Origin of the sequence: Paucibacter sp. B51, from assembly GCF_027863535.1 — a bacterium.
Taxonomy (GTDB): Bacteria; Pseudomonadota; Gammaproteobacteria; order Burkholderiales; family Burkholderiaceae_C; genus Paucibacter_A; species Paucibacter_A aquatilis.
This window is the reverse complement of sequence record NZ_JAPIVN010000001.1, coordinates 989,906-1,010,060: the sequence shown is the minus strand read 5'-3', so window position 1 is coordinate 1,010,060 and position 20,155 is coordinate 989,906. Positions and strand designations below refer to the sequence as shown.

Here is a 20,155-nt window from a genome sequence, read left to right as displayed (position 1 = left end):
TTGCAGACCGCTCAGGTCTGGTCGGGCAGGGGTTTGGGCAGGGCCAGCAGGGCCAGAAACGCCAGCAGCCCCAGGCCGCAGGACAGCCACAGCGCCTGGGCGCCCCAACGGTCCAGACACAGGCCGAACCACCAGGGCGCCAACGCCTGCGCCACACGCGCGGGCACCATCAGCCAGCCCTGTCGCTGACCATAGCCCTGCGGGCCGAACAAGACCAGAGGCAGGGTGCCTTTGGCAATGGTGAGGATGCCGTTGCCTGCCCCGTGCAGCAGGGCAAAGGCCGAGGCCAGCGGCGCGCCCAACAGCGCCAGCAGGGCCGCGGCCACCGGATGCAAAAGTGTGGCCAGGCGCGCCGACAGCAGCGGGTGCACATGGCGCAGCACGCCAAACTCCAGCAGCCGGGCGGCCACCTGGGCTGGCCCGATCAGGGCGCCCACGGCCACCGCCGCCGCCAGGCTGACGCCGCTGGCCATCAGCAAGCGGGGCAGGTGCGCGGCCATGGCGGTGCTGATGAACCAGGTCACCGCGAACACCCAGGACAAGATCAGCACCGCGCGCCAGGCGGGTGCGCCGGCCGGGACGCCCTCCACCACCGGCGAATCCTGGGCGCCCGCCGGTTCGGGCGCGGCCGCCGCCAAGCCCTGAGCCCGAGGCACGCTGAAATTGAGCGGCAGGGCCAGCAGCAGATGCAGGCCGGCCCAGGCCAGGCAAGCGGCACGCCAGCCCCAGTGGGCCTCCAGCCAGCCGGTCAAGGGCCAGCCCACGGTGGAGGCGAATCCGGCAATCAAGGTGATGCCGGTGATGGAGTTGCGAGCCTCGCGCCCGTACAAGCGCACCAGGGTGGCAAACGCGGCTTCGTACAGCCCGCCGCCCATGGCCAGGCCGAGAATCAGCCAGGCCCCGAACAAGCTCCACAGCCCTTGCGCCTGGCTCAGGGCCAACAGCCCGAGGGCGAATACACCATTGCTCAGCATCAGCACCGGCCGCCCGCCCCAGCGGTCGATGCAGCGCCCGGCAGAGGGCCCAACCACGGCCGAGGCCAGCAGCGCTACGGAGAAGGCGGCGAACACCGTCGCCGGGGCCAGGCCCAGCTCCCGCGCCATGGCCTGGGCCAGCAGCGCCGGCAGGTAGTAGCTGGACGCCCAGGCCAGCGTTTGTGCCACACCCAGTGCGGCGACGGTGCGGTGGCGGGCGTCAAGAAGGGAAATCGGCATGGCGAGGTTCTACCACCCGCATGTTTCAAGCCCGCCCGCCGCGGCTGCTCGCCGTCGCCGCCGAAGCCCACCCGGCCAGGCCTTGCCGACGCAGGGAAAGCGACATCGGGACTTGCCCTGCAAGGGCGGCGAGATCCGGATTTTTCAGCGACGATGCGGCCATCGAAAGAATTCGAGGCGTGATTCCATGCCACCCCTTCCTCGCAGCGCGGCGGCACCGGCCGCCGCAGCGCCCTCCGCGGCCGAGCAAGCCTTGCTGTTTGGTGCGGCCCAGACCGCTCTGCTGTTTGACGGCGTGCCGGGCTACCTCTTTGTGGTCAAGGACCGCGCCGGGCGCTATGTGTCCTTCAATCAATCGCTGCAGCAGCGTCTGGGCCTGAGTTGCGACGAGCAACTGCACGGGCGCCCGGCGGCCGAGATCTGGCCCGCCGATCTGGCGGCGCGTTACCGCGAGCAGGATGAGTGGGTGCTGACGCGCCAACAGCCGCTGCTCTACCAGCTCGACCCCATCCTGCTGCCCGACCGACAGCCCGGCTGGTGCGTCACCCACAAGTACCCGCTGTGCAGCCGCGAAGGCGAGCTGGCCGGCCTGCTCTGCCTGTCGCGCGATGTGCCTGGCGTGCCGCGCGGCGCGGCCGAAGCCGGGCTGGTGCAGGCCGTGGACCGCATGACCAAGCACAGCGAGCGGCGCGTGCTGCTGTCCGAGCTGGCCGAGGAAGCCGGCCTCAGCCCGGAGCGCCTGTCGGCCCTGGTCAAGCGCATCTACGGACTCAGCCCCATGGCCTTCATCCTGCGCAGCCGCGTGCGCGCCGCCTGTGCCTTGCTGCGCGGCACGCAAGAACCCCTGCTCGAGGTGGCGCTGGCCTGCGGCTTCTACGACCAGGCGCAGTTCAGCCGCCAGTTCAAGTCCATCGTCGGCATGGCGCCATCCAGCTACCGCCAGCAAGCGGCGCACACCCCGGGCGGCGCCTGGGTCTGGGAACCACCCGGCCTCTGAGGGCCGAGAGCCCTGCGCCCGGGGCCGCTGCCACTGCGGCACCCACCGGAGCGCGAAAGCTTGCACACCCGCGGGCCGGTTCGCCAGGGACAAGCCCCAGGCCAGCGCGTAGACTGAGCTGTGTCGCCGCCTCACTGTCCCGCACACCTTGCCCGCCCACGGCTCGCCCCCCTTGGGCTTGCACGCCCCTCCACCGCTCACGCCTGATGCCAACCCGCCTGACCTCGCTCTCCTCCCCTGACACCACCCGGCGTCGCTGGTTTGCCGATCTGGCGGCAGTGTCGGCCGCGGTAGTCACGGGCCCGCTGCGGGCGGCCACGGTGGGCGACATCCATCTCGGCGCCTCGGCGGCGCTCAGTGGCCCGGCCGCCAGCCTGGGGCGGCGCTTCCACGCCGGCGCGCAGGCCGCGTTCACCCACATCAACCACCTGGGCGGCATCCACGGTGCCAGCGTCGTGCTCCATGTGCGCGACGATGCCTACGAGCCCGAGCGCGCCGAAGCCAACACCCGCATGCTGCTGGACGACCCGCGCGTGCTGGCCCTGTTCGGCTATGTCGGCACGCCCACCACCATGGCGGTGCTGCCGCTGGTGAAACGCGCAGCCATCCCCTTTGTCGGCGCCTACACCGGAGCCAGCTTTCTGCGCGAGCCGCAGCAAACCCAGGTGTTCAACATCCGCGCCGGCTACAACGAAGAAGGCCTGGCCCTGGCGCGCGCCATGAAGGACGACGGCGTCAAGACCGTGGACCTGCTCTACCAGGCCGATCTGTTCGGCCGCGCCGGCCTGGAATCCATGCGCGAGGCGGCAGCGCGTTTGGGCCTGAGCCTGGGCGTGGCAGCTCCGCACAAGCGCAACAGCGAAGACATGGACGAAGCGATCGGCCGCCTGCTGACCCATGGCCACGGCGAGGCCATCTTCATGATCAGCACCTACGGCAGCTGCGCCGCGGCAATCAAGCTGGCGCGCCGCAGAGGCTATCGCGGCCGCTTCTACGCCCTGTCATTCACCGGTCTGGAGCCCTTGCGCCAAGCCCTGGGCCCGGCCATGAAGGGCGTGACCCTGGCCCAGGTGGTGCCCGACGCCGAGAACCGCCACCTGCCCGTGGTGGCCGACTACCAGCAGGCCATGCGCAGCCATGGCGACCGGCAGTTCGACGCCATCAGCCTGGAAGGCTATATCGCCGCCCGCGTGATGGCCGAAGGCCTGCGCCGCGCCCACCTGCCGCTGTCGCGCGAAAGCGTGGGCCAAGGCCTGGATGCCATCGGCAGCCTCGACCTCGGCGGCTTCCGCCTGCAGCTGGGGCCGCAACAGCGCCGCGGCTCCGATTTTGTGGAGTTGCGGGTCGGCAAGTAAGCAAGCGGCCTCGCTTATCGCAGGCTGCTGTTCAAGACCCCGGCCAGGCGGCGGGCCGCCTCGGCCAGGCGTTGACGCAGCGCCGGGTCGTGGGCATCGGCATAGCTCTGGTCGACCTTGTGGCCATCGGGGTAGAAGCCCGGAGCCGACACCAGACGGCAGGACTCCACCGCCCACTGGGCCGCAGCCCGGCTGTCGGTGGCGGGCACACGCTGGCTGCCCGAGCCGGCCTTGAGCATCAAATCCTGCATCAAGCCCTCGGCGCCACCGGCGCGGTTGCGCATCAGACCCGAGTCCCACAGCGAATGCAGATTGGAGCCGCGGCCGAAGCCCTGCACCTGGTAGCTGTTGCCGCCGCGGTCGTCGGCAAAACCGGCGTGCAGGGGCTGGTGCACATCGGCCACCAGATGCACCACGTACTTGAGCGCCTTCAAGCGCGCTTCGTCCGAGGCCTTGTCGTTCTTGAGCACCTCGACCTGGCGCTCGATGGCGCTCACCACGCAGGCACCGTCCTCGCAGTCGCGCGCCGGCTCGTAGTTGCAGCCGCCGTCGCGCGGGAAGTTCACGTAGTGCCAGGGCCCGGTCTGCGGCGAGCGGTGCTCATCGGCCCAGGTGGAGATGGAGGCCAGGGTGCTGCCGGGCTCCAGCGCCAGCAGGCGCTGCACCTCGGCGCGAGCGGCGGGGCTCAGGCCCTGCTCGGCCACGCTGGCCACCAGGCGGTGGCCCTCGGCGCCCCAGGCCTGGGCCGGCGCGCTGCTCAGCAGCAGCGGTGCGGCCAAGGCCAGGCCGGCCAGCAGCGCCAGCGGGCGAAAGCGCGAGAGGGAGAGGGCGAAGGGAGCTGAAGAAGCGGGGGAGGCGTGGGGGCGGAAAGCGATCTGCAAGAGGAATCCAGCTCAAAGAAACGGAGAGAAGCGGAGAAAAACAGAGGGCCGGGATGCACGGCCCGAAGCGGCTCGCCATCCACGCGCAAACGGTTGCGCGCGCGCCATTGTGCCCAGCTTCGCCAGCGCACCGGCGCCCGCGGGCCGGGGCTTCTGCGCAAAGCGCACGCCCCGCGCCAGTAAAACGAGGCCCCGCAAAGAAAAAACCCCAAGCGCTTGTGGTGCTCGGGGTTCTCGGGGCTGCAGGGGCTGTAGTTGCGGCGCTCTTGGCGCCGGCCCTGCACCGCGCGGGGGTGCCGCGGGGCTGCATGTCCACCAGGCCGGGGTCCGGCTCGGCGGTGGTGTCTTGCGATCTCTCGCAGTGATTTCAGTGTAGGCCGCGGGCTCGGGCAGAAAATTGCGAAGATGGCAGACTTCGGTGTTTGTTTGGCAGAAAATTGCTCAAATCTAAAATTCAAAGGCATCGCCATGGAATTGGACCGCATTGACCGCCAGATTCTCGATGTGCTGCAGGAAGACGGCCGCATCGCCAACCAGGACCTGGCCGACCGGGTGGGCCTCTCGCCCTCGCCCTGCCTGCGCCGGGTGCGGGCGCTGGAAGAGAGCGGCCTGATCACCGGCTACCGCGCCCTGCTTGACGCCAAGAAACTGGGCCTGTCGCTGATGGCCCTGGTGCACATCTCCATGGACCAGCACACGCCCGAGCGCTTTGCCAATTTCGAGGCCTCGGTGCGGGTGCTGCCCGAGGTGCTGGAATGCCTGCTCATCACCGGCCAGGCGGCCGACTACCAGCTCAAGATCATCGTCCGCGACATGGACCATTTCCAAAGCCTGCTGCTGGGCAAGCTGACCCGCATCCAGGGCGTCACCGGCGTGCACTCCAGCTTTGTGCTGCAACAGGTGATTGCGCGCACCAGCCTGCCGGTGTCCTCCAGCGGCGCCTAAGCGGGCCGCCACCCTGCATCACCACGGACCACGACCGGCGCGGTCTCGCGCTCAAGGCATGCGAAAGCCCGCCACAGCCGTGACCAGTTGCTGCGCCTGATCGCGCAAGCTGGCCGCGGCGGCAGCACTTTCTTCCACCAGGGCCGCGTTCTGCTGGGTGGCCTGGTCCATTTGCGAAATAGCCTGGCCCACGGTGTTGACGCCTTCGCTCTGCTCCTTGCTGGCGATGCGGATGTCGCCGGCGATCTGGGTGACGCGGCGGATCGAGTCCACCACCTCTTGCATGGTTTCGCCGGCGCGATTGACCTGGCTGCTGCCTTGCTCCACATGCTCGACACTGGCCGAGATCAAGGACTTGATCTCGCGCGCCGCCTCGGCGCTGCGCTGCGCCAGGCTGCGCACCTCGGAGGCCACAACAGCAAAGCCGCGGCCTTGCTCGCCGGCGCGAGCCGCTTCCACAGCGGCATTGAGGGCCAGGATGTTGGTCTGGAATGCGATCGAATCGATGACGCCGATGATGTCGGAGATCTTGCGGCTGCTCTCGTTGATGCCGCGCATGGTGCTGATCACCTCGCCCACGACGGCCCCGCCTCGCTCGGCCACGTCGCTCGCCGCCACCGCCAGCTGGTTGGCCTGATCCGCGTGCTCGGCATTGCGCGCCACCGTCACGCGCAGCTGGTCGGTGGTGCTGGCGGTCTGCTGCAGATTGCTGGCCGTCTGCTCCGTGCGGTTGGAGAGGTCCATATTGCCCGCTGCCACTTCGACGGCCGCAGTCTGCACGCCATCGGCCGTCTGGCGCACGGCGCTGATCAGCTGGATCAGACGCTCGCGCATGGTGTGCATCTGGTTGAGCAGATGGGCGATCTCATCGCCGCCCAGGCCTTGGACATCGACCGTCAGATCCCCCTCGGCGATGGCGGTGGACAGCTCGTCGGCCTTGGCAAAGCCGCCACGGATGCGGCGCAGCAAAGTCAAGAACATCCAGGTGGTCGGCGCGCCAATGCCCAGGGCCATCAGCGCAAATACCATCTGCAGTTGATGTACACGGTTGGCCGCAGCCACAGCGGCCAACCTGGCCTGCTCCTGCTCGTGGTGCGCCATCTTGTCCAAGGCGGCAAACAGGGCTGCACCCTCGGTGCGTCCGGCCTTGAGAAAGTCGGCCATCACCTGGGGCGAAAAGTTGCCGGCTCGCAGCGCGGCAAAGACTTCGTCCGACTTGCGCGTCCAGGCCTGGCGCTTGTCGTCGGCATCGGCGGCCAAGGCGGCACCGGCCGCGTCAATGGCAGCGGCAGCCTTGACCTTGGGCCAGGCGCTGTCGTTCTCGTTGCGGCGTTTTTCCAGCGCCTGCAGATGCACCGAGGTCTCATGGTCGTGAATGCCCGCGAGCACACTGTCCGGCGCATGCTGGAATGCCAGCAGCACCTCGGTCCGGTTGGCCTGGTTGTTCTTGATCAGCTGGTTCAACTCGAACACCGCGCCCATGCGCTGGTCGGCCACCTCGCGCAAGGCGCGGGCGCTGCCCGACAGGCCCCAGGCCGCCAAACCGGCCAACAGCACAAAGGTCAGCCAGTACAGGCCCATGATGACCAGAAAGCGCTGCGAGATCCGCCATTGATTCAGCATCGTCCAACTCCATTGAATGAACGCCGCTCAGCCTGGCCCGCAAGACGGGCACAGGCGAGCAAGCAAGCATGCATGGATTCTCGGGCCAGCAAATGAGCTGAAAGCGCATTGAACATGGGCGAACAACGCGCAATTTGACACGGCAACGCGCCCCCACCTGGCGGCGCTTGACACAGATCAAAGCAGCACTGCAGCCAGCGGCACGGGCCGGTGTGCCATTTTTCGACACCGGATTTCCCCCCTCGGCAGCTCTGACAGGTGGGGCGTCTGCGCGCCGCCAAGCCTGCCTACACTGCGGCCGCTTTCGGTTGCCGGCGCACCCCTCCGGCATGCCGCGAGTGGTGCCGCTGCCGGGCAATCGCCCGTGTCGGCGGGTTCAGGCTCCCCCGCGGGGAGCGCCTCGACGCGTTCGGCACAAACATCGACTTGAACTGCCCTTGCGCGCCGGTCTTGCTTGATCGAGAGAGAGTTGCCCCATGAAGTCCCTTTCCTCTTCTTCGTCCTCACGCCGCCCCCACCGCTTCAGCCCCAAGCCGGTGGCCCTCGCCCTGGCCCTGCTGGCAGCCACCAGCGCCGCCCAGGCCGGCCAATCGGTGGCCGAGGCGGATGCGCCCGGCTCCCGAGTCGTCCAGAGCAGCGACACCGACCGGCTGATCATCAAATACTTCGACGCCAGCGAAGCTGCGATGGAGGACGGCCGCAAGGTGATGCGGGCCCGCGCCCTGGACACGAACACGCTGAACCAGCGCGTCGACCGTGCCCGCCAGCTGGCCGCCGAGCGTGGCCTGCAGCTCCGCATGCTGCGCCAGAGCGGCCTGGGCTCGCATGTGCTGAGCCTGGACCGCCCCCTGCCATTGGCCGAGGTGCAAGCCCTGGCCGCCCGCATCAAGGCCGAAGACGCCACGGTCGAGTACGCCGAGCCCGACCGCAAGATGTACCTGCAACTCACCCCCAACGACAGCCAGTACAGCCAGCAATGGGATCTGTCTGAAGCCACCGGCGGCATCCGCGCCCCGGCCGCCTGGGACCAAGCCACCGGCAGCGGCGTGGTGGTGGCGGTGATCGACACCGGCATCCGCCCCCACGCCGACCTGGCCGGCCAAACCGTGGCCGGTTACGACATGATTGCTGACGTGGCCACCGCCAACGATGGCAATGGCCGCGACAGCGACCCCAGCGACCCCGGTGACTGGAACACCGCCGGCCAATGCGGCGGCGGCGGTGCCCGCAACAGCTCCTGGCACGGCACCCATGTGGCCGGCACCATCGCGGCGCGCACCAACAACGCGACCGGCATCGCCGGCATTGCCTTCAACGCCAAGGTGCAGGCCGTGCGCGTGCTGGGCCGCTGCGGCGGCTACAACTCCGACATCGCCGACGGCATGATCTGGGCCTCGGGCGGCACGGTGCCCGGCGTGCCGGCCAATGCCACGCCGGCCAAAGTGCTGAACCTGTCGCTGGGCGGCAGCGGCGCCTGCGACAACACCAGCCAGAACGCCATCAACGGCGCCCGCTCGCGCGGCGCCGTGGTGGTGGTGGCCGCGGGCAATTCCAATGCCAACGCCGCCAACTTCACCCCGGCCAACTGCTCTGGAGTCATCACCGTGGCCGCGACCGACCGCTACGGCGCCCGCGCCCCGTACTCCAACTACGGCTCGGTGGTGGCCCTGGCCGCGCCCGGCGGCAACACCGGCGCCGGCACCAGCAACGGCATCTTGTCCACACTGAACGCCGGCACCAGCTCGCCGGGCGCCGACAGCTACGCCTTCTACCAAGGCACCTCGATGGCCGCGCCCCACGTGGCCGGTGTCGCCGCGCTGATGTTCAGCAAGAAGCCCACGGCCACACCCGATGAAATCGCCAGCAAGCTCAAGAGCAGCGCCCGCCCCTTCCCGGGCAGCTGCAGCCAATGCGGCAGCGGCCTGCTCGACGCCAACGCCGCCGTGCTGGCCATGACCGACACCCCGCCGCCGCCATTCGATGAAGCCGAGCCCAACAACACGCGGGCGCAAGCCAACGCCGTGGCGGCGCCGCGCACCCTGCGCGCCGCCCTGGGCACCAGCAGCGACACCGACTACTTCCGCGTCAGCCTGCCGGCCGGCCGCACGCTGAGGGCCAGCCTGCCCATGCCCAATGGCAGCACGGACTACGACCTGCAGATCTACAACAGCGCCGGCACCGTGGTGGCACGCAGCGAGCTCGATGTCGGCGTGACCGACAACGCCAGCTACCGCAACACCAGCGCAACGACGCAGAACTTCTTCGTCCGCGTGGTCTATTACAGCGGCAGCACGGCGGTGCCTTACTCGCTGAGCCTGAGCTGGTAACTCAAGCCCGCGATGGCGCCCGGTGCGGTGGCATCGGGCGCCACGCCCAGCCGCGTTTCATTGCATCAAGCCCGGCCGGCAGGCGCAAAAGGTGCCGAAGCAAGAGCCTGCGCCTCTTGTCCTGGTGGCTCCGCGCGATCAGCGGCCCGCCCGCACAAGCGCCCGTATCCGCGCCACGGTCGCCTCCACCGGCGCCTCGCGCGAGACCTCCAGCCCCAGCGCCCGCGCGATCTGGTTCACCTTGCCAGGGTAGAGCGGAATGCCACCGGCATCGATGGCCGCGATCAGGGCGCGCGCCTGCGCCAGCTCGTCCACCGGCCCGGCCGGCGCGGGCGCTGGGGATCGGGCGCGCAGGGAGAGCAGGCGGCGCAGGGGGGAAGGTTTGTTCATCGATGCGGTACGGGAAGCAGGCCAGCGAGCAAGCGTGCCAGATTGCAAAAGGGCGCCTGCGCCAGTCCGTCAGCCCTGGGCCGAGAGCTTGCCTGCAAACGGCGCGCCCTGAACCGCCGCGCTGATGGCGCCGCAATCGGCATCCTCGTCCTCGTGAATCACCACAAACCAAAAGGCCTGCTCCGGCGCACCGAACACCGGGCTCAAAGCCGAGGCCGGCCGCGCCAGCTTTAACTTCACCTCCAGCGACAACTCCTCCGCCTCAGCCAGCGCCTGCCGCGGCAACGCCTCCAGCTCCGGCGTCTCGGCGCGGAAATCCAGCAGCACCACCAAGTCATTGGTCTTGAAGTGCCGCTGCGCCGCCTGCGCAAAGTTGAACACGCGCTCGTCGAGCAGGGCTTGCAGGCGATCGGGGAGGGGGGAATCGCTCATGGGTGGCTTGGGGCGGCTGGGGTGGGGGGGGATGGACTGGTTGCGTGATTATCCTGAGGTGGGGCATGAGGAGCACCGCTGCTCAATTCAAGTGTCAGTTCAGCAGAGACCCACCGAATGTCGTGACAGTGTCGCGACATTCTTCAGACCAGCAGCGTGAGATCCAAAGCCTCACGGAGGTGGCATGCAATGCGCCTCACCCCGCATGCAGCAAATGCTTCAGGGTGTTGACCATCACGCCGGCCAGTACAGCTTGCGCATCGGAATCAATCGCTGCATGTCAATGTCCATGCGTTCGTACTGTTCCAGCAAAGCCTTGACCAGATCGTCCAGGTCCATCAAGGTGACAGGAATGCGGGCTCGTTCCGCCTCGTAGCGGGCGTCTTTCGTAAAGCCTCCCGTACTGACGTACAGACCTTTGTCGTTGTCGTGCCGGCCACCAAGAAAGCTGCGGATCTCCTGGGATCCCATCGCGGCTGTGCGATGTTTGACTTCCACCACGATGCGTGGATCTTCAAATCCGAGGCCGTCAGGCGAAGCAACGATGTCCTTGCCTCGATCCGATCCGCTGGGAGAAATTCGCGTCTTGTAGCCCATCGCACGCAGCAAGCCCGCCACAAGCTCCTGCATATCCTCCCAATCGAGCTGACTGACCTTGTCCTTGATGAACTCGAAGGCCTTGCCTTGAATGTCCTTGTACAAGTCATCGACTTGCTCTTCGACATCTGGCGCGGCTGGCGTTGACATCACGGCCGGCGCTGTACCGCTCAAGAAACGCTCAATTTCAGCAGCGGCCTCCGCCGGCACCATGAACAAGGTGGAGATCGCCCCCAGGCTGTTGCGCGTGGCCACTGACAAGTTGTCCCGCATGACTCGACCGAGCCAACGAACCTTGCGTTGATTCGGCTGCTCTGCAGAAGCAGCTGGTGCGTATTCGTATGTCCCCTCCACCACGCCCACCAGATAGCTGCGCTGTGGCGGGCTGTAGGTCAACACCGAATCACCGACCTTGATTTCCCGGACAAAACGAAACACCTGCCCGGCCGAGCTGGGGTAGGTCGATGGCTTGGCTTTGGGATAGGAAAGCTCAACCTGACGCATGAAAGCATCGCGCCCCTGCAGAGCCGTGAGATCGCCCATTTCATGCCAACCGATGCTGACGATGCTCTCGCGCTCGAATTCATCAAAGCGCCAGCCGGCCTCACCCGCTCGCACCATCCACATGGTTTTGCTATTGCTTGTCATTGACTCTATGTTCCCTTGTTCTTTGGCTTGGCCGGCGCTGTGTCTTCGTCTGATTCTGTCGGTGCCGGCCGATCGATGGCCGAGCGCTCCATCTCGATGGAATCCATATCGCCTTGGGTCAGAGCGCAATCGTCCAGCCGCTTCATCAGCGCGGGACTGACTTCAACTTCGTCGATTTCAAATCCAAATGCTTGGAGCAGGCGCAGCGTGTCTGACAAAGCGCGCGGGCCTTCGCCGGCATAGCCAGACCTGAAGCCCGACTTCACGGCAATGACCTCCATCGGCTCCAGGTGCAGCAACAAGGCATGAGCGGTGTCAGCGGTCAAGAGTTGAGCCAAGTCGATGCGCGCTCCCGCCATCACCAGCCGCTCTACGGCTTGGACACAACTCTGCGAAACACCCGCCATGCCCATGTACTGGATTCCAGCGGGCCGACTCTTGGCCAGCATCATGCCGCCCACTTCCTGCCCCGCAGCGCGTACTCGACGGCCAAGTCATAGACCTTGTCGCACTTTTGCTTGAAGGTGGTGCGGTCGTAACTCAGCGGCAGATCGTCGTTCAAAACCCGCTCGATCTCGCCTCTCACCTGCTGCTGCGTCTGCGCGTTCTGGTGCCAGTTCTGCACCAGCACCTTGGGTTGCTCTTCGACCAGGCGCTGCAGCAAATGCTTGGCCGCCAGCTTGACGCGCTGCGTCTCGTCCTGCGTCAACGACTCTTTCTTGAGTAGATCGAACAGCTCCAGCTCGTCCTCTGTCAAGCCTTCGCGAATGTGGCGTTCGGCTTCGTCCTTCAGCTCTTGGGCATAGGCGGTCAGCTCGTCGTAGTAGTTCTCGGTGGCCGTGGCGCCTGAGTTGTAAGCATCGATCACGTTCTGCAGGCGCTGCAGGAAATCTGTCCGCGTGCTGTTCTGCGCCAGCATCTCGGCCAGCTTGCGCTGTAAGAAGGCTTGCAGGTCGGCGATCTGGATGTTCTTGTAGGGCGCCTTCTGGAACTCCTCGCGCAGCTTGTCCACGTTGACCGTGCTCAGGTTCCAGGCCTTGCCGCGCTGCACGATCTTGTACTGCGCCTCGAACTCCTTGGCCGAGAAGGTTTCGGCCTTGTCCACCACCACGCTGGCATCCAGCAAGGCCTCGATCTTCTGCACCGCGCTGTCGATGTCAGCTCCTTCGACGATGCTGTCCATCACCCCACGCAGGTACTGGAAGGCTGACACGACTCGCCCCTTGCCCAGCCGCAACACCTCGGGCTTGCAGGCCTCGTACAGGGAAGAGATGGTGTTCTCGTAGACGTTGAAAGATTTGCGCTGTTCATCGCTGGCCAGCAGCGTGTTGGCAAAGTCGTTGAACTGGCCGAGCTTGGTGAACACATCACCACGGTCCAGCGCCTCATGCAGCCGCACGCCCTCGCTCTGGCAGAAGGCAAAGCCTTGCTCGATGGCCTCGTCCAGCAGCGCGAACAGCTGGCTTTTGTCCTGCACCGGCAGCTCTTCGTCCTCAGGCCCCGCAGCGTAGTCGCGCAGCGCCTTCTTCATGCGGCGGAAGACGTTGTAGTAGTCCACGATCTCGCCGTGGCGCTTGCTCACGCCGTGGATCTCATGCCCGCTCACGCGGTTGGCCCGCGCGATGGTCTGCATCAGCGTATGGCCCTGCATGGGCTTGTCCAGGTAGAGCGTGCTCACCGTGGGCGCGTCAAAGCCGGTCAGCCACATCGCGCAGACGAACACCAGCTGCAGCGGGTGCTCCGGGTCCTTGAAGTTGAACTCGATGTCGTGGCCGTGCTCGTCCAATGCGTTCATGCGCTGGCGATGCGGCTTGATGTCCAGCTTCTTCTTCGCGAATTTCTCTTCCTCGCCCGCCTCCTCGCTGACGATCACCGCCATCTCCGCCGCGCTCATCCAGGCCTTGAGCTGCTTCAGGCGCTGGCGCTCGACATCGTTCTTGGTGCTGGCGATGCGGCCATTCAGCGTCTTGATCTCGGCCTTCCACAGCGCCTGCACCTTGTCGTGCATGGTCACTGCGGTGAATTTATCTACCGAAATGACCAGTCCCTTGCCCAGGTAGCCGCGGCGCGGGAAATGGAAAACGATGTCGCGGGCAATCGTGTCCAGCCGGTCCTCGCGCTTGACGACCTCCATCTCCTGCGCGAAGCGCTTCTCCAGCTTCTCCTGCGCCGGCTCGTCCAGGTTCTCCTCTTCCAGGATCTGGGCAAACTCCTCGCTCAGGTCCTCGTTCTGGATCAGCACCTCAGGCACCCGCTTCTCGTAAAACAGCGGCACCGTGGCGCCGTCTTCCACGCTTTGCTGGAAGTTGTACTCCGAGACGTAATCGCCAAACCAGGCGCTGGTCTTGCGCTCCTTGCCCAGCAGCGGCGTGCCCGTGAAAGCTAGGAAGTTGGCCCGGGGCAGGCCGGCGCGCATGTTCTCGGCCAGGCCGGCGTACTGCGTGCGGTGCGCTTCGTCCACGATGACGGCGATGTCGTCCCGGTCGGACAGCAGCGGGTAGTCGCGGCCCTTGGCATAGCGGAACTTCTGGATCAGCGTGAACACCACGCGCTTGTTCTTGCCCAGCATCTCGCGCAGCTGGGCGCTGTCGCGCGGACGCACATCGTCCTTGGGCGCCACCACGCCGGTGTACAGGAAGTTGCGGTAGATCTGCCCGTCCAGGTCATCGCGGTCGGTCACCACCACAAAGGTGAAATTGCCGGTGAGCTTGCGGAAAATCTTGCGCGTGTAGAACACCATCGAAAAGCTCTTGCCCGAGCCCTGGGTGTGCCAGAACACGCCCAGCTTGCCGCCCAGCTCGCGCCGGCGCGTGAACTGCTCGAAGGCATTGTTCACGCCCAGGAACTGGTGGTTCTGCGCGATGACTTTTTGCGTCTCGCGGTAGAACACACAGAAGTTCTCCACATAGTCCAGCAGCCGCTCAGGCTTCAGCAAGCCCAGCACCGCCCGCTCCACGCTCAGGCCCCCGGCGGCGATGGCCTTGCGGTCTAACTGCTCCTTTTCGTCATCCACCCGCAGCCAGTTGAAGAAGTGCTCCCACTGCGCGCTGAGGCTGCCCAACTTGGTCTCGATGCCATTGCTCAGCAGACAGATCGCGTTGGCGGTGAACAGCTGCGGGATTTCGGCCTTGTAGTTGCTCAGGTTGTCGTCAAAGGCCGCACGCAGCTTCACATTGCTGTTCTTCAGCTCGATGAACACCAGCGGCAGGCCGTTCACATACAGCAGCACATCGGGCCGGCGGTAGCCATGCTCGCCACGAATCCACAGCTGGCTGACCGCCAGGTAGTGGTTGCGGCCGGCGGCCGGGGCCGGTGTGTCGAAGTCGATCACCCGCAGCCGCTCGGTCACCGTCTGCCCCGCCTGCGGCCCGGCCTCAGGCTTGTAGGTGACGGGAACGCCGTCGCGGATCAGCCCGTCCATCTCGCGGTTGGCCGCCACCAGGCTCATCGCCGTGCGCGGCAGCAGCAGCTGTGCCAGGGCCTGTTCCACCGCATGGGCCGGGGCCTGCGGGTTCAGCCGCTCCAGCGCGGCGCGCAGCCGGTCGGCCAGGATGACCTCGCGCTTGTCGCTGCGGCCGGAGCCGTCGTTCAGCTCGTCGGCCTGGGCCGTGAAGCAGTTCAGCGCATCGAAGCCGCACAAGTGCTGCAGCCGCTGCACCAGCGCCTGCTCGATCTCGTCTTCGCTGATGAAGACCTTGGCTTTGCTGTTGTTGTTATTGCTCTTCGCTGCGGCCACGGCACCTCCCTGGTGTTGCCGGTTGGGTTGAAGAAGGAACGGGCTGTGGGAAATGAAAACCTAACGGCTCATTGTTACAGCTTCTGCTCGCGCTGGCGCTGCCTCTGCGGGCGGCTGCTGCACTTGCTGTTGCTGCATGCTGGGCGGGAACTGGATGTCTAAATGATCGACGCGGAGTTTGCCGGAGATCAGTCGGGGGAGCAGGGTATCGCGCTGGTGGGCCAAGGCTCTGCATTGCGCGCGCAGTAGGGCAACTTGACGAAGCATCGGTTCAGTTCGCTGATGGAATGTGGCGAGCAGGTCTGGCGACGGCCAAACGATCTGCGCTTTCTCGAAGTCGTCGAAGCTGGTAGCCGGGTAGGCGGCACCCTTCGCGACAGCCACCATCTGGTCGGTGAACTCCTGCGTCGTGACAGCCTTGCTCAGGTAGCTAAACGGCGTATCCGGCTTAGGCGAAATCACGGCGAACCCGGTGGAGGCTACAAGGTTGTCCGGCGGGTCCAGGATCAGGCAGTAGGTCTTGTTGCCTGGGCGCACCGAGGACCAAATGATGTCGCCGTCCCGGACGAGACGCCGCGCGCGACCAGGTGCATCCTGATGCTTCATGCGTGTCGGTTCCTCGAACGAATTTGTGCTGACGGCACTGATGTCCAAGTAAGCAACGAACTCAGGTTCAGCCCCTCGGCGGAGGCTGTTCGCATTGACCGTGGCGACGTCCGAAAGCCTTCGCAGCGTCCATCCGACCGGCAATCCACCGGCCTTGGGAGTGTCTTCGTAGCAAGGAAACCGCATCCGCACAAACCACTCGCGGTAGATTTCTTCGGCCATGGACTCCAACAAGGCGATGCGACGCTGGTTGTTGGCGATCAGGTCGTCGTAGGCCGTCAGCAGGGCGGCAATCTTCTGTTGCCGCTCGTAGGCGGGGAACCAGAACCTCAGCTTCAACAGCTTGTCCATGCTGAGGTTGTCTTGCGTCGTGCCTTTGGAGATTTGCTCCATGTGCCCGCGGAACGCATCAAGGCAGTACTTCGTGTAGCGAACGTCAGCTTTGAGCGGATGCGGCATGAACCCCAAGATGCTGTCTGGAAAGCACGCAGGGATCGCAAGAATTGCCGTATCTGCGATGTTGGCCGCAATCGTGATGCACAAAGTCCCCGGCGGCCAAAGCTTGCTTTGCGCTAGGCCCTTCGCGTTGTAGGTCTGCGTGTACTCCATCAGATAGAACGGCGCGCGCTTGACGTCACCCGTCTGGACGAACGGATATTCGCCGCCATAGAGGTCAGGATCGTTGCGCGGTCGGTGCTTGGACTTTCCTCTGCCCAAGGTTCCGACTTCTGTGAGCGTTTTGAATTCTGACTCGCGGGTGCCCATCTTCACTCCACCAATGCGGCCAAGTTCTTGGCGATCACGCCATGAAGTACCTCCGCCGTCTTGGTCAGTTGGAGCAGCTCTTCGTGAGCCGTCCGCAGCTCGTCGGCAAACTCCTCCTCCGTCTTCCCATCCTCCTCAATCACCACCCCTACATAGCGCCCAGGGTTTAGTGACCAATCCTGCTCGGCAATCTCCTCGCGGCTGGCCAGCTTGCACAGGCCGGTGACGTCCTCGTAGGCGGCCTTGGGAAAGCGCTCCTGCAACCAGCTCACATGCTGATAGAACAGCTCGGCGGCCTTCAGCTCCTCATGCAGGGCCTGCACCGCCACCTTGACCGCCTTGGTTTGGCGGTTGGCGGTGGCGCGCTTGCCTTCCAGCGTGGCGGCCTCGGCCTTGCGCTTGTCCATCTCGCGGATGGACTTGTCGAGCTGCTTGACGGCGGCATGTAGTCCGCTGAAGAAGGGGGTGAACTGGGCCCGCAGTGTCTGCTGGGCGCTGTTGCGCTCGTCGATGCTGCGCTGCTGGCCGCGCGTGCGCTCGTGTTGCGCCTGAGCCTGCTGCAACGCGGCCAGCTGGCCCCATTGCGCTTGCAAGGCGGCAATCGCCTCGCGGGCGGCCTGGTTGGCCGTGGCATCTGCGGCCGCTTCCTCGGCCAGCGCGCTCAGCAGATGTTCGCTCAAGGCGGGCAGGTGTTCGGCGGCTTCCTGCAGCTGGGCCATGCCTTGGTGCAGATAGCGGTCCACCAGGTCCACAAACTCCTGGCGCCGGCCTTTGTGCAGGCGCGGGATGATGGCGATGTTCTGGATCTGCTCATCGCTGAGCTCGCGGTGGGCGCGGTCCACCTGGGTGAAGATGTTGCGGGCGTCGATGAAGAGCAGCTTGTCATCCGCCCGTTCGCCCTTGTCGAAGAACCACAGCGTGGCCGGCAGGGTGACGGTGTAGAACAGATTGGACGGCAGGGTGAGCATGCCGTAGATCAGATTCTGCTCAATCAGGGTGCGGCGGATGTCGGCCTCGGAGTGGCGGGCATCGCTGGCCGAGTTGGCCATCACCAGTGCGGCGCGGCCGCCGGGCTTGAGTGAGGTGGCGAAGAGGTTGATCCAGAGGTAGTTGCCGTTGGGCACGGTCTCGACGGCCTTCTTCTCCTTGCCGTCCTTGCTCTCTGACTTCTTGGCCTTGGTCTTGTTGCGGGGTACGCCGTAGGTGTTGAAGCGGCGGTCTTTTTCCACCGCGTCCAGGGTCACATCGTCCACGTTGAAGGGCGGGTTGGCCATCACGTAGTCGAACGCACCGAAGGCGTTGAACGGATCTTCGTAATAGGTGTTGGCCTGCTTGATGTCGCCGCGCAGATTGTTCACGGCGAGGTTCATCTTGGCGAGCTTCACCGTCTCCAGCGTCTTCTCGGTGCCGCAGACGAACACGTCCAGATCGGCCGCCTTGTCGGTCTGGTGCTGAAGGATGAAGTCGGCCGACTGCACAAACATGCCGCCGGAGCCGCAGGCGGGGTCGAAGACCTTGCCGCCGTGGGGCTCGATGATCTCGGTCATCAGCTTGACGACGGAGCGCGGCGTGAAAAACTCGCCGCCACCCTGGCCCTCGCTGAGCGCGAAGTTGGCCAGGAAGTATTCGTAAATCTGGCCGAACACATCGCCCGAGGCATCGACCGGGATGTCGGAGAAGAGCTTGAGCAGGTCCTTGGGGATGTGCTGGTTCTTGGGGCTGCGGGTGAAACGGTCGTATTCCTCCTGCGGCAGCACGCCCAGCAATTCGGGCTTGGTGTTCTCGATGCTGGCCATCGCGCGGCGGATGGCCTGAGCGATGTTTTCCTTCTCGGGCAGATTCAGCAGGTAGTCGTAGCGGGCATGGGGCTTCAGGTAGAAGCCGCATTTCTGGATGGCGATGGCTTCCTCGCTGCGCTCGGCGCGCGTGCCTTGCAGCTTCTTGAACTCCTGCTCGATGGCGGCTTCGTGCTGGCGATATTTGTTGTCGGCGAACTTCAGGAAGATCAGGCCCAGCACCGGGGTGCTGTACTCGCTGGCCTTGAGGTCGGAGTTGGCGCGCAGCTTGTCAGCGGCGGCCCAAAGATCGGCTTCGAGTTTTTTGAGTTGTTCGCGGTTCATGAATGAGGGCAGGCGTGGGGCTCAGGCCCAGTAAGGGATGTACTCGGCAAACTTGTTGCCGCTGTGGGCGTCTTTGCGCTTGATGCGGCCGGCGTCGACGGCGTCGCTGATCAGGTTGGTGATGGAGTTGCGCTGCTTCTCGTGCAGCTTGAAGCGCTCGCGCAAGGTGGTGTTGGTCAGCGTCTGGCTGGAGAGGTATTGCAGCACTGCGTGTTGGTAGCAGGCTTCGATGCGCTCTTGCGCGCCCATGTCTGTGAACTTGCGCGGCGCGCTGAGGGTCACGCTGAAGGCGTTTTCTTGCGGGCTGATGATCAGGGGCGGCAGGCCGAAAAGTTCAATGGCCCTGACGATCTTCTGAAAGCCTGTGCCGCGCTCTTCGCAGATGCGAAAGCGGCGGAACGAAGCGGCGAGCCGCTCATTGCGCGACTCGGGCGTGGCGCCGATCAGGCGATCCGGCTTCTTGCCGGGCAACAGGGTGCCGGGGTTGGTGACGGTGATGCGGTCGCTGTAGACATCCACCATGGGGCCAGCGCCGGTGATGCTGAAATCCTGGTGGATCAAGGCATTGGCGATCAGCTCGCGCAGGGCAATCTCTGGGTAGAGCGTGGCCTCGGTGCGCAGCGACTGCTTGATCACTTCGGAGTGCGGCAGGGTCTTGCGCAGGTAGCCAATCAGCCCTTCAAAGCCGATGGCATAGCCGCGCTGGCCCTGAAGTTCGTCAATGGTGTCGACCTTGTTGGTGCCGCTGTAGCGCACCAGGCGGATGCGTTTTCGGGCCAGTGCCGGGAAGTCATCCAGCTTGCGTGCGGCCGCGATGGCACCGAAATGAGTGATGTAGTGACCCCGCCCGTCAAGGGTGGTGATGCCCTCTTCGAGCAACCAGCGGGCCAGATGCTCGGGATCAGCGGGCAAGGGCCGCTCCAGCAGCGCGGCGATGGCATCGAGGTCCAGCAAGGCTTGCACATCGTCCAGCTTGAGCAGCGGTGAGGCACGCAGCTCTTCCCAGCACGGTGTGGCGCTGTTGAGCATCAAGGCGCCAATTTCCTGGCGAGAGGCTTTGCGCGTGCTGCCGCCCGAGCGGATCCAGGCCTCTTCGACCGACTTGCCACGGCGGTGAACGGGCTTGACCGGTTGCTCAGGAATACGCACCAGCAAGATCGGCACACCGCTGTCTTGAAAGTCCACGACCGCGTGGTCCAAGGCCAAGGGAGGTTCGATGTTTTGCCTACCTAAATTGGCCAGAGTATTGACGATGACTTCGGTCTGGTCCGGCGCTACGCCAACGACCTTGCCACTGTCCTCGATGCCAAAGGCCAGATAGCCGCCGTTGGGGTGATTGGCAAAAGCAATCAGGTGCTCAGTGAGGCGGTCTTTTTGGTCGGACAGCTGTGCCTTCCAGTCCAACTCATTGAGCTCATGCGGCAATGGCGCCAGACTCTCCTTGAGAGCCAACAAGGCATCTGTGACCCAGAACTTTGTTGCCATGTGATAGCAAGTGCTTGATTTGACTGGGTTTTTA

At 65.3% G+C, this 20,155-nt stretch carries 15 protein-coding genes; 4 read left to right on the top strand and 11 right to left on the bottom strand.

Annotation, left to right across the window (positions count from 1 at the left end):
* Nucleotides 1–11: 11 nt before the first annotated feature.
* Nucleotides 12–1,214 carry an MFS transporter gene (locus OOB33_RS04325; protein WP_271007793.1) on the bottom strand — a complete coding sequence of 401 codons (1,203 nt, stop codon included), beginning with the start codon at nucleotides 1,212–1,214 and terminating at the stop codon, nucleotides 12–14.
* A gap of 187 nt (nucleotides 1,215–1,401) precedes the next feature.
* On the opposite strand from OOB33_RS04325, the gene OOB33_RS04320 reads away from it, so the two are divergent.
* Nucleotides 1,402–2,211 carry a helix-turn-helix domain-containing protein gene (locus tag OOB33_RS04320; RefSeq protein ID WP_271007792.1) on the top strand — a complete coding sequence of 270 codons (810 nt, stop codon included), beginning with the start codon at nucleotides 1,402–1,404 and terminating at the stop codon, nucleotides 2,209–2,211.
* A gap of 206 nt (nucleotides 2,212–2,417) precedes the next feature.
* On the top strand, nucleotides 2,418–3,566 hold the full coding sequence (locus tag OOB33_RS04315) for an ABC transporter substrate-binding protein (RefSeq protein WP_271007791.1): 1,149 nt from the start codon (nucleotides 2,418–2,420) through the stop codon (nucleotides 3,564–3,566).
* A gap of 14 nt (nucleotides 3,567–3,580) precedes the next feature.
* On the opposite strand, the gene OOB33_RS04310 is transcribed toward OOB33_RS04315, so the two are convergent.
* Complete coding sequence (locus OOB33_RS04310; RefSeq protein ID WP_271007790.1) at nucleotides 3,581–4,447, bottom strand: S1/P1 nuclease; 867 nt, start codon at nucleotides 4,445–4,447, stop codon at nucleotides 3,581–3,583.
* Nucleotides 4,448–4,915: 468 nt separating this feature from the next.
* Here OOB33_RS04310 and OOB33_RS04305 point away from each other — a divergent pair, with 468 nt between their 5' ends.
* Nucleotides 4,916–5,392, top strand: coding sequence for an Lrp/AsnC family transcriptional regulator (locus OOB33_RS04305; RefSeq protein WP_102768718.1), 477 nt, complete (start codon nucleotides 4,916–4,918; stop codon nucleotides 5,390–5,392).
* 51 nt (nucleotides 5,393–5,443) lie between these two features.
* Here OOB33_RS04305 and OOB33_RS04300 read toward each other — a convergent pair whose 3' ends face one another.
* A complete protein-coding gene (locus OOB33_RS04300) occupies nucleotides 5,444–7,015 on the bottom strand; it encodes a methyl-accepting chemotaxis protein (RefSeq protein WP_102768719.1) in 1,572 nt (523 codons plus the stop codon).
* Nucleotides 7,016–7,491: 476 nt separating this feature from the next.
* Here OOB33_RS04300 and OOB33_RS04295 point away from each other — a divergent pair, with 476 nt between their 5' ends.
* The gene (locus OOB33_RS04295) at nucleotides 7,492–9,342 is read left to right on the top strand and encodes a S8 family peptidase (RefSeq protein WP_271007789.1); all 1,851 of its coding nucleotides are present in this window, start codon (nucleotides 7,492–7,494) and stop codon (nucleotides 9,340–9,342) included.
* Nucleotides 9,343–9,480: 138 nt separating this feature from the next.
* Here OOB33_RS04295 and OOB33_RS04290 read toward each other — a convergent pair whose 3' ends face one another.
* The 8 genes from OOB33_RS04290 to OOB33_RS04255 form a co-directional block, all read right to left on the bottom strand.
* On the bottom strand, nucleotides 9,481–9,732 hold the full coding sequence (locus OOB33_RS04290; protein WP_243392819.1) for a hypothetical protein: 252 nt from the start codon (nucleotides 9,730–9,732) through the stop codon (nucleotides 9,481–9,483).
* Between the two features lie 69 nt (nucleotides 9,733–9,801).
* Complete coding sequence (locus tag OOB33_RS04285; RefSeq protein WP_271007788.1) at nucleotides 9,802–10,164, bottom strand: hypothetical protein; 363 nt, start codon at nucleotides 10,162–10,164, stop codon at nucleotides 9,802–9,804.
* Between the two features lie 234 nt (nucleotides 10,165–10,398).
* On the bottom strand, nucleotides 10,399–11,409 hold the full coding sequence (locus OOB33_RS04280) for a restriction endonuclease (RefSeq protein ID WP_271007787.1): 1,011 nt from the start codon (nucleotides 11,407–11,409) through the stop codon (nucleotides 10,399–10,401).
* A 5-nt stretch (nucleotides 11,410–11,414) separates the two neighbouring features.
* A complete protein-coding gene (locus OOB33_RS04275; protein ID WP_271007786.1) occupies nucleotides 11,415–11,861 on the bottom strand; it encodes a hypothetical protein in 447 nt (148 codons plus the stop codon).
* Nucleotides 11,858–15,145: a type I restriction endonuclease subunit R gene (locus OOB33_RS04270; protein WP_271007785.1), complete on the bottom strand. Its 3,288-nt coding sequence runs from the start codon at nucleotides 15,143–15,145 to the stop codon at nucleotides 11,858–11,860. The genes OOB33_RS04275 and OOB33_RS04270 overlap by 4 nt, the downstream gene beginning before the upstream one ends.
* 60 nt (nucleotides 15,146–15,205) lie before the next feature.
* Nucleotides 15,206–16,516: a restriction endonuclease subunit S gene (locus tag OOB33_RS04265; RefSeq protein ID WP_271007784.1), complete on the bottom strand. Its 1,311-nt coding sequence runs from the start codon at nucleotides 16,514–16,516 to the stop codon at nucleotides 15,206–15,208.
* Nucleotides 16,517–16,518: 2 nt separating this feature from the next.
* A complete protein-coding gene (locus OOB33_RS04260) occupies nucleotides 16,519–18,636 on the bottom strand; it encodes a type I restriction-modification system subunit M (RefSeq protein ID WP_271007783.1) in 2,118 nt (705 codons plus the stop codon).
* A gap of 21 nt (nucleotides 18,637–18,657) precedes the next feature.
* Nucleotides 18,658–20,121 carry an ATP-binding protein gene (locus OOB33_RS04255; RefSeq protein WP_271007782.1) on the bottom strand — a complete coding sequence of 488 codons (1,464 nt, stop codon included), beginning with the start codon at nucleotides 20,119–20,121 and terminating at the stop codon, nucleotides 18,658–18,660.
* Nucleotides 20,122–20,155 lie beyond the last annotated feature (34 nt).